The organism is Burkholderia sp. Cy-637 (genome assembly GCF_011753175.1).
GTDB classification, from domain to species: Bacteria; Pseudomonadota; Gammaproteobacteria; order Burkholderiales; family Burkholderiaceae; genus Burkholderia; species Burkholderia gladioli.
Map to the genome: position 1 here is coordinate 23,097 of NZ_VWWC01000082.1, position 8,194 is coordinate 31,290.

An 8,194-nucleotide genomic window follows, 5' to 3' on the forward strand; every position below is an offset into this window, starting at 1 on the left:
CCGTCCATGCCGGCGGCATCCGAGCCCGTCCGCGCCCACCCACGGCCGGGCAGTGCGCGCCGGCCCGACGCTCATCGGGCCGCGCGGCGCTGTCCCCAACGATTCAACACGGAATCCACCCATGCACGCCCGTACGCTACGCGACGAGTGGTTCGGCAACCCGCGCGGCGACCTGCTCGCCGGCCTGGTCGTCGCCCTCGCGCTCATTCCCGAAGCGCTCGCCTTCTCGATCATCGCCGGCGTCGACCCGAAGGTCGGCCTCTATGCCGCCTCGGTGATCGCCGTGGTCTCCGCCTTCGCCGGCGGCCGCCCCGGCATGATCTCGGCCGCCACCGGCGCGGTCGCGCTGCTGCTGACCTCGCTGGTGCGCGACCACGGCGTCGAATACGTGTTCGCGGCCGGCATCCTGGCCGGCGCGCTGCAGATCGCGGCCGGCCTGCTGCGCCTGGGCGAGCTGATGCGCTTCGTCTCGCGCTCGGTGATGACGGGCTTCGTCAACGCCCTGGCGATCCTGATCTTCCTGGCCCAGCTGCCGCAATTGCGCGACGTGCCGCTCTACGTCTACGGCCTGCTGGCGCTGGGCCTGGCGATCATCTACCTGCTGCCGCGCGTGACGCGCGCGGTGCCCTCGCCGCTGGTGTGCATCGTGGTGCTGACGGCGATCGCGATCGCCCTGCACCTGCCGCTGCGCACGGTCGGCGACATGGGCGCCTTCCCCGATCGCCTGCCGGGCTTCGCGCTGCCGCACCTGCCGTTCACGCTCGACACGCTGCGCATCGTGCTGCCGTACTCGATCGGCATCGCGGTGGTGGGGCTGCTCGAATCGCTGATGACGGCGGCCATCGTCGACGACTACACCGATACGCCGAGCGACAAGAACCGCGAATGCCGCGGCCAGGGCTGCGCCAACATCGCCGCCGGTTTCCTGGGCGGCATGCCGGGCTGCGCGATGATCGGCCAGACGGTGATCAACATGAAGTCGGGCGGGCGCGGGCGTCTGTCCACCTTCGTGGCCGGCGCGGTGCTGCTGGTGCTGGTGGTGTTCCTCGGGCCCTGGGTGCGGCAGATCCCGATGGTGGCGCTGGTGGCCGTGATGGTGATGGTGTCGATCAGCACCTTCAGCTGGAAGTCGATCGCGAACCTGCGCACCCATCCGCGCAGCTCCTCGCTGGTGATGCTGGTGACCGTCGCGATCGTGGTGGCGACCGGCAACCTGGCGATCGGCGTGCTGGTCGGCGTGTTGCTCTCGGCGCTGTTCTTCGCCTCGAAGGTGCGCCGCGTGCTGCAGGTCGAGGCGCTGCGCGATGCCGGCGGCGAGCGCCGCTACCTGGTGCGCGGGCAGGTGTTCTTCGCGTCCTCGGAAGCCTTCGTCGCGCAGTTCGATTTCCACGAGCGGGTCGAGCGCGTGAAGCTCGACGTCTCGCATGCGCACTTCTGGGACCTGACCGCGATCGACGCGCTCGATCGCATCGTCAACAAGTTCCGGCGTCACGGCGTGGAGGTCGAGATCGTCGGCCTGAATCGCGCCAGCGCGACCATGATCGAGCGCTACGCGACGCACGACAAGGGCGATGCGGGCGCGGCGACGCTCTCGCATTGAGGCGCGCCGGGCCTCGGCACATCGCTCGCAACGGGGCTGGTGCGCGAGGCACGGAACGCGAAGCGGCGCGGGGCCGCTCGACGGCCGCGCGCCGCTTCATGCTTGCCGCCGGCGCCGGCGGCGCGCCTACTTCGCGGCCAGCGCCTCGTCCACCGCGCGATCGCGCCAGACGTTCCCAGCCACCTCCAGCTTGCGCGGAATCAGCTTCACGCCGTAGAACGCGTCGGCCACCGCCTGCTGCGAGGCGACGATCCGCTCGTCGATCGGCACCGCGCCGAACGGCACGCGCTTGAACCAGGTTTCCACCAGCGCGGTGTCGAGCCCCACCTTGGGCGCGATGATGGCGGCCGTCTCGGCGGGATGCCCGTTGACCCACAGGCCGGTCTCGCGAAGCTGGCGCAGCACCGCGCCCACCACCTCGGGATGCGCGGCGGCGAAGTCGCGGGTGGCCTCGTAGAAGTTGTAGGTGGCCGTGAGCCCGGTGTAGTCCGACAAGGTGCGCACCTTCAGCGAACTCTGCGCGGCCGCGTAATAAGGATCCCAGACCACCCAGGCGTCCACGTCGCCGCTCTCGAAGGCGGCGCGCGCGTCGGCGGGCGCGAGATAGACGGGATGGATCTCGTCGTAGCGCAGGCCGGCCTTGTTGAGCGCGGCCAGCAGCAGGTAGTTCGAGCTCGAGCCCTTCTGCAGCGCGACTTTCTTGCCGCGCAGCCCGGCCACCTCGCGGATCGGCGAGCCGGCCTTCACGAAGATCGCCTCGTTGTGCGGGGCCGGCTGCTCGGCGCCGACATAGACGAAGCGCACGCCGCCGGCCTGCGCGAACACCGGCGGCGGCGCGCCGGTATAGCCGAAGTCGATGCTGTTGGCGTTGAGCGCCTCGAGCAGTTGCGGGCCGGCCGGGAACTCGAACCATTTCACCGTGTAGCCGAGCGACTTCAGCTTGTCGTCGAGCGCGCCCTGCGCCTTCACCACGGCGAGCAGGCCGGCCTTCTGGTAGCCGATGCGCAGCAGGTGGTCGGCGCCGGCCTGGGCGCTGGCGGCGGTGGAACCGAGCAGCGCGACGGCGCTGAGGAGGGCGGCGGGCAGCCAGCGGGTGAAGCGGGGCATCGGGCAATCTCCGGGAGGGCGGCCGGCGGGCGGCGCAATTCGACGAAGCGGCAGCCCCCTTCTGGCGAGGGCCGCCCCAGTCGAAAAATCGTCGCACGGGCATCCGTGCGCACCAACCAAGCATTGCCGATATCAATATGACGGCGCGCCGACTATGGTCTTCAGCGCGCGGGGGCGATTGCCTTCGAGGGCGCGGGGCGCGTTGGTGGGCGCCACGCGGGAATGGGGTTTCAGCGCTTGCCGCGCTTGTCCTTGCCGCTGCCGCTGCCGTCTCGCGGCGCCGGCTGGCCCTCGCCGCGCGCGGCTTCCTCGCTGAGCTGCTTGTCGAGGATGGTGGCCACGCGTCCGCCGAGGTAGTCGCCCGAGGCGGCTTCCAGCGCGCGGTTCATCTCGCCCTCGACGAAGGTGGCCGACAGCGGCCGCAGCCGCCAGATCGCGTCGACCAGGGCCGGCACGTCGGTGGCCGGCGGCAGGCTGCCTTCGTCGTAGCGGTCGAGCCGGCGCACCACCAGGTCCACCAGCACGCGCGCGATCGCGTCGAAATGCGGCCGCGCGATGCTCATCGCGTCGACCAGCTCGCGCACCGGGATGCCCTCGCGCACCAGCGCGCCGGCCGCCTCGATCAGGCCCGGCGTCTTGGCGACGAAGGACAGGCCGCGCCGCTCCAGCAGGCCCAGCTCGGTCACGCGCATCAGCGAGGCCGGCGTCTGCGGGCCGAACATCGAGACCAGGTCGGCCAGCGAATAGGTTTTCGGACGCTCGTGCGACCAGCGTCCGCCGATCGCGTTCTCCAGGCCCAGGATCGAGCGCAGGTCGTGGCCGTCGTCGATCGCCTTGATCAGGTCCTGGATATTGGACAGCGTGTAGCCGCGCGCCAGCAGGTGGTTGATCACCTTCAGCCGGGCCACGTGGGTGTCGTCGTAGATGCCGACGCGGCCGCGCTTGCGCGGCGGCGTGAGCAGCCCGCGGTCCTGGTAGGCGCGCACGTTGCGCACCGTGGTGTCGGTCACGCGGGCGAGCTCGTCGACGGTGTACTCGTTGGCATGCGCGCCCTCGGGCGGCAGCTCGGCGGGAGAGGTCGGGGTCGGTGTCGGCATGCGCGGATTTTAGCCTGTGTGCGGGCCGGCGTCGCCCCTGGCGGGCGGCGCGTCGGCGCCGGGGCCCAGCGCGCGCTGCATCAGCGCGATGTCGAGCCAGCGGCCGTGCTTGTAGCCGACCGCGGCGAGCGTGCCGGCCGGCGCGAAGCCGAACGCGGCATGCAGCGAGGTGGAGCCGCCGCGCCCGCCGTCGGCGATCACCGCGATCATCTGGCGCCACGGGCCGCGCTCGCAGCGCGCGATCAGCTCGGCGAGCAGGGCGCGGCCGATGCCTTGGCCGCGAAACGCATCGTCGAGGTAGATCGAGTCCTCGACGGTATGGCGGTAGGCCGCGCGCGGTCGATAGGGCCCGGCATAGGCGTAGCCGGCCAGCCGGCCCTCGACGCTCGCCACCAGCCAGGGCAGGCCATGGCCGAGCACGGCGGCGCGGCGCGCGCGCATCTCGTCGAGCGAGGGCGGCAGCTCCTCGAACGAGGCGACGCTGTGCAGCACGTGGTGCGCATAGATCGCGTGGATCTCGGGCAGGTCCGCGTCGCGGGCATCGCGGATCTCGCAGGCAGCGTGCGGGGCGGAGGCGGACGAGGCGGTGGCGGGGCTGGACACGATCGGGATCAGGGGTGGAGGAGGCGATGAATCGCCACTATGCGCGAGATATTGCGCTGGAGCAAAAAAAGCCGGCGATTCCGATTATTCGGGAAAACGCAATGCTCAAGTTTGGCCCGATCGCTCCGTAAACATCGTCAGCAATGACCGTGCGCGCGAGCGCTCCTGAATCCTGTCGACCGGCCCGCCATGAACGCCCTGTTTTCCCGCTTCTCGATCCGTACTCGCCTCTATTCGACGCTCGCGCTGGCGGCCCTGATCCTCTGCGTGACGGGCGTGGTGGGCCTGGCCGGCATGCAGAACTCGAACGAGGCGCTCAAGGATGCCTATGCCTCGCAGCTCGCCGCGCAGACCGCGCTGGCCAGCGCCAACCTGAACCTGACGATCGTGCGCACCACGCTCGATCGCGCCATCCTGCATCCGGATCGCCCGGATCTGCAGTCGGTGCTCAACAAGGCCGAATCCTACCTGGCGATCTCCGACCGGGCCTGGCGCGACTACAACGCGCTGCCGCGCCACGAGGGCGAGCAGCCGCTGGCCGACGCGGTGGGCGCCGCGCGCGGCGCCTTCATCGCGCAGGCGATCCAGCCGATGATCGACGCCATGCGCGCCGGCCATCCCGAGGAGGCCGACCACCTGATGATGAAGGTCTCGCCGCCGCTGTCGGTGGCGCTGACTAAGGCGGCGGGCGAGCTCGACAAGTACGGGCTGGACCGCGGCAAGGCCGTCTACGACGGCGCGCAGCGCAGCTTCTCGCTGCTGCGGCTGGTGTCGGCCGGCACCATCGTGTTCGGCCTGGCGGCCTGCCTGGGCTGCGCGATCGGCCTGCACTACGCGATCACGCGGCCGCTGGCGCGCCTGCTCGAGCATTTCCGCAGCCTGTCCGACGGCGACCTCACGCACGAGCTGCACTGGAGCTCGCGCGACGAGATGGCCGAGCTGGTGAGCGGCGTCACGCGCATGCAGCGCAACCTGGCCGAGACGGTGCGGCGCGTCTCGCGCGGCTCGGAATCGATCGCCACCGCCACGCGCCAGATTTCGGCCGGCAATACCGATCTGTCTCAGCGCACCGAGGAGCAGGCCGCCGCGCTGGAGCAGACCGCCGCCAGCATGGCCGAGCTGACCACCACGGTGCGCCAGAACGCCGACCATGCGCGCGACGCGCGCGAATCGGCCGACGACGCCAGCCGGATCGCCTCGCAGGGCGCCTCGGTGGTGGGCGAGGTGATCGGCACCATGAACGACATCGACCGCAGCTCGCAGCGCGTGGCCGACATCATCGGCACCATCGAGGGCATCGCGTTCCAGACCAACATCCTGGCGTTGAACGCGGCGGTGGAAGCCGCGCGTGCCGGCGAGCAGGGCCGCGGCTTCGCGGTGGTGGCCGGCGAGGTGCGCACGCTCGCGCAGCGCTCGGCCACGGCCGCCAAGGAGATCCGCGACCTGATCGGCGAATCGGTCGAGCGGGTGGCGGTGGGCTCGCGGCTGGTCGGCTCGGCCGGCAACACCATGACCGAGATCCGCCGCGCAATCACGCGGGTGAACGACAGCATGGCCGCGATCGCCGCGGCGTCCGACGAGCAGCGCGACGGCATCGAGCAGGTCAGCCGCGCGGTCTCGCAGATGGACCAGGTCTCGCAGCAGAACGCCGCGCTGGTCGAGCAGGCCGCGGCTGCCGCCGCCTCGCTCGAGGAGCAGGCCGACGGCCTGCGTCACGCGGTGCGCACCTTCCGCGTCGCCACGGCCTGAGCCCGCGAGAGCCGGTGGCGGGCAGGGCGGCTGCCCGCGCTCGACGCCACCGGCCGCGACTGGCTTCGGCGCACGCATTCGAGCCTGAACCCGTGCATGCGCCCCGGCCTCAGTCGGCCGGCGCGATCCTGGCCGTCGCGCGCTGCGAGGCCACCACGATCAGCTTCATGGTCGCGCGCGTGGCGCCGACGAACAGCTTGCGCGCCGCGCGCGCGTCGAATGCCTCGAAATCGACCTCGGTGAGGATCACGCAGGGCGCGGCCTGGCCCTTGAAGCGGTAGATCGAGTCGAGCAGCACGTCGCCGTCCTGGTACTCGGGCGTGCCGAACAGGTCGTACTTGCCGGTGAAGCGGCGCACCCGATGCGGGCCGAGCTGGTCTAGCGGCGTCAGCGCCGAATTCTCGCGGCCGCGATACGAGAGCACCGCGATGTCCTGCTTGCGGAATCCCAGCGAGAGCGCCTGCGTGATGGCGCGCTTGGTGGCGTCGATGCAGGCCTCGCCGGTGGCGTCGCCGTCGTCGTAGGGATTGAAGGCGATCTCCGAGCCGTCGAACGGGCTGCCCGATTTCAGCTCGGCCGCCAGCGGCTCGAATTCCCCCACCAGGTTGCGCAGGTAGGCCAGCACGTCGCGCGGGCTGCGGTAGTTGGTCAGCTCGCGCAGCGTCACCCAGCCCTCGAAGGGCACCTCGTCGCGCGTGTAGAGCGCCTGCAGCGGATCCTCCAGCCACCACCACGCGCCGCCGGGGCGCAGCACGCGTTCCAGCGAGGCCGCCCAGGCCGGCTGGAAATCCTGCCCCTCGTCGACGATCAGCACGTCGAAATGCCAGCGCTCGGGCACCGGCGTGGCCTCGAAGCGCTCCGCCAGCCGCGTGAAGGCATCGGGCTCGCTGAAGTCGGGCGTATGGCCCGCGTCGCGCAGCACCGAATCGCAGAACTGGTGGTAGTTGGCGATGATCGCGCCCTCGGGCGCCAGCCGCTTGATCGAATCGGCCAGCGGGCGGTTGAAGCAGACATACAGCACGCGCTTGCCGGCCGTCACGGCATCGCGCATCACGCGCACCGCGAGCTGGGTCTTGCCGGAGCCGGCGGTGGCCACCACCCGCAGCCGGAACGGGGCGAATTCGAGCCGGCGCGCCCAGGTGGCCAGCCCCGCCGAAAGCCGCGTGACCAGCGTGTCGGCCTGGCCGACCAGCGCGCTGGTGTCGGGCGCGAGCGATAGTTCGTCGGCCAGGAAGTGATGGATCTTGGCGGCGCTCGCGAACGGCGTCTCGTCGGCCGGCAGCAGCGTGGCGATCACCGCCGCGAGCTTGTCGCGCCGCGTGGCATCGACGATCCGATCGGGCGGCAGCCCCGCGATGGCCGGGTTGGCCACCGTGTAGTCGGGGCAGTAGAGCAGCGCGTCCACGCCGTATTCGCCGGCACCGAAGGCGGCCGTCAGGCGCCGGTGCAGGGTCTCCTGCATGCGCGCGAGCTGGATCGCCACGTTGCGCTCGGTCTTCATGTAGACCTTGGCGATCCCCTTGGGCGTCTCGCGCAGGAAGCCGGCCTTCTGCTCGACCAGCAGCACGCGCCCGGAAGGGCTCACCACCACGAAGTCGGCCTCGCCGAACACCGAGAAATTGTGATCGGGACGCGTCCAGTGGACGCCGTGATAGACCGTGTAGGCATCGGGCAGCGCGCTTTCGAGCATCGCGAGCGTGTCGCGTTCGCGCTGCGCGGCGCCGGTGGCGGCCAGGCTTTGCCAGTCGTCGGGAATGATGCGGGCCATGAAGGGACTCGGAGGGGAGGGCGCGGCTATTGTACTCAGGCGCGCGAGCGGGCGGCGGCCGGGCTGCACGCTGGCTGCGGGCCGCCCGCACGGGCAGGAAATTTCGCGGATCGACGGAATAGTCTCGCGAAATCCGTGTTCGCCTCGGTGACAGGATTGGCTGTCCATCGAGGAGACGAACCATGCGAGCGATACCCCGCCCTTCATCCCGACGCGCGCGCCGCCCGGGCATCCGTGCCGCGCTCGGCGCCGCGCTGCTGCTGGCCGCCG

Annotated in this window: 6 protein-coding genes; 2 read left to right on the top strand and 4 right to left on the bottom strand. The window is 71.0% G+C overall.

Going from position 1 to position 8,194, the window contains the following annotated elements; genetic code table 11:
* Nucleotides 1-121 precede the first annotated feature (121 nt).
* Nucleotides 122-1,600: a SulP family inorganic anion transporter gene (locus F3J10_RS20860; protein WP_025099516.1), complete on the top strand. Its 1,479-nt coding sequence runs from the start codon at nucleotides 122-124 to the stop codon at nucleotides 1,598-1,600.
* A gap of 126 nt (nucleotides 1,601-1,726) precedes the next feature.
* On the opposite strand, the gene F3J10_RS20865 is transcribed toward F3J10_RS20860, so the two are convergent.
* The 3 genes from F3J10_RS20865 to F3J10_RS20875 form a co-directional block, all read right to left on the bottom strand.
* Nucleotides 1,727-2,707 carry a sulfonate ABC transporter substrate-binding protein gene (locus F3J10_RS20865; protein WP_166915966.1) on the bottom strand — a complete coding sequence of 327 codons (981 nt, stop codon included), beginning with the start codon at nucleotides 2,705-2,707 and terminating at the stop codon, nucleotides 1,727-1,729.
* Nucleotides 2,708-2,937: 230 nt separating this feature from the next.
* The gene (locus F3J10_RS20870; protein ID WP_167242899.1) at nucleotides 2,938-3,804 is read right to left on the bottom strand and encodes a MerR family transcriptional regulator; all 867 of its coding nucleotides are present in this window, start codon (nucleotides 3,802-3,804) and stop codon (nucleotides 2,938-2,940) included.
* A gap of 9 nt (nucleotides 3,805-3,813) precedes the next feature.
* Nucleotides 3,814-4,407 (bottom strand): GNAT family N-acetyltransferase, encoded by a 594-nt coding sequence (locus tag F3J10_RS20875; protein WP_167242900.1) that lies wholly within the window; start codon nucleotides 4,405-4,407, stop codon nucleotides 3,814-3,816.
* A 189-nt stretch (nucleotides 4,408-4,596) separates the two neighbouring features.
* Here F3J10_RS20875 and F3J10_RS20880 point away from each other — a divergent pair, with 189 nt between their 5' ends.
* The gene (locus F3J10_RS20880) at nucleotides 4,597-6,156 is read left to right on the top strand and encodes a methyl-accepting chemotaxis protein (RefSeq protein WP_167242901.1); all 1,560 of its coding nucleotides are present in this window, start codon (nucleotides 4,597-4,599) and stop codon (nucleotides 6,154-6,156) included.
* 109 nt (nucleotides 6,157-6,265) lie between these two features.
* Here F3J10_RS20880 and F3J10_RS20885 read toward each other — a convergent pair whose 3' ends face one another.
* Nucleotides 6,266-7,924: an ATP-binding domain-containing protein gene (locus F3J10_RS20885; protein ID WP_167242902.1), complete on the bottom strand. Its 1,659-nt coding sequence runs from the start codon at nucleotides 7,922-7,924 to the stop codon at nucleotides 6,266-6,268.
* Nucleotides 7,925-8,194: the final 270 nt, after the last annotated feature.

Bases quoted from the DNA above. Each gene is read 5' to 3' on its own strand.
- F3J10_RS20860 (WP_025099516.1), top strand. From the start codon at position 122: ATGCACGCCCGTACGCTACGCGACGAGTGGTTCGGCAACCCGCGCGGC.
- F3J10_RS20865 (WP_166915966.1), bottom strand. From the start codon at position 2,707: ATGCCCCGCTTCACCCGCTGGCTGCCCGCCGCCCTCCTCAGCGCCGTC.
- F3J10_RS20870 (WP_167242899.1), bottom strand. From the start codon at position 3,804: ATGCCGACACCGACCCCGACCTCTCCCGCCGAGCTGCCGCCCGAGGGC.
- F3J10_RS20880 (WP_167242901.1), top strand. From the start codon at position 4,597: ATGAACGCCCTGTTTTCCCGCTTCTCGATCCGTACTCGCCTCTATTCG.
- F3J10_RS20885 (WP_167242902.1), bottom strand. From the start codon at position 7,924: ATGGCCCGCATCATTCCCGACGACTGGCAAAGCCTGGCCGCCACCGGC.